Origin of the sequence: Heminiphilus faecis (assembly GCF_008728965.1) — a bacterium.
GTDB classification, from domain to species: domain Bacteria; phylum Bacteroidota; class Bacteroidia; order Bacteroidales; family Muribaculaceae; genus Muribaculum; species Muribaculum faecis.
Window position 1 is genome coordinate 1 of sequence record NZ_VSMC01000068.1, and the last position, 1,014, is coordinate 1,014.

Genomic DNA, 1,014 nt, shown 5'->3' on the forward strand with positions numbered 1-1,014 from the left:
TTTATTTTCTCTCGTGGTCTGCGGTTCAATTTCTTTTGTATTTCCATTATTCTCTTATCAGAGAAGTCGTCAAAATTTGATTTCTTAGGGATATATTTTCTAATTATCTTATTTGCATTTTCAATGGCACCCTTCTGCCATGAACAGTAAGAGTCAGCGAAATAGACAATCACTTTGTCCCGATTTTTCATACTGAGCCGTCTGGTTATTTCAAGATGAGCGGCGAACTCACAGCCATTGTCAGTTGTGATTGTACGCAGAGTCTTGCGGTAAGGGAACAATAGCCTTGCGACAGTCAGCGCCGTCGGTATGGCCTTGCGTCCCTGTGGTAGCTTCTCCATGAGGATGAAGTTGGTGGAACGCTCGGTCAGAGTGACTATCGCATGGCCGTAAGCATCGACTATAGTATCCATTTCCCAGTCTCCAAAACGTGTGCCGTCAGCTTCCTGCGGTCGGTCGTGTATGCTTGTGCGGTTTGCTATATTGGTCGCTTTTGTGGGACGTGACGCTTTGTTCCTTCTTGTGTACTTAAGCTCATGCGGCATGTGTGGCGCAAGTCTGCCCGAAGTGTCGGCATGGACATGGTTATAGATGGTCTGCTTAACTATGTGTATGCCTTCCTTGCGCAGCACTCCTGCAATTTGTGCCGGGGACCAGTCTTCCTCAACAATCATCTGATCTATACGCCACCAAAGTTCCTGTGGTTTGCGATGGTTGCCTTCAATACTCTGTTTGCGGGCTTCTGATTTAGCATGGGCATTGATCCAGACATACTCGCCATTGGAATTGGCGTTACGCGTCAGTTCCCGGCTCACTGTCGAGGGGTGGACACCGATTTCGCCGGCAATGCGGCTTCTGCTCCAGCCCCTTTTTCTTCCGAGGTAAATTTCGTACCTTTGTTCCGAGGTTAAGTGTTTCATTTTAGCAATACAAAATTACTTAATCTTAAGGAGACTTCGGTCTCCTTTTTTGTATTGCTGTTTTACTCGTTGATGAATCTCTTGAAACGGATCG

Annotated in this window: 1 protein-coding gene; it reads right to left on the reverse strand. The window is 46.5% G+C overall.

What is annotated here, in order from left to right; translation table 11 throughout:
• Positions 1-920 (reverse strand): IS30 family transposase (locus FW767_RS12940; protein ID WP_121700432.1); only part of this gene is annotated, 920 nt, incomplete at its 3' end.
• Positions 921-1,014 lie beyond the last annotated feature (94 nt).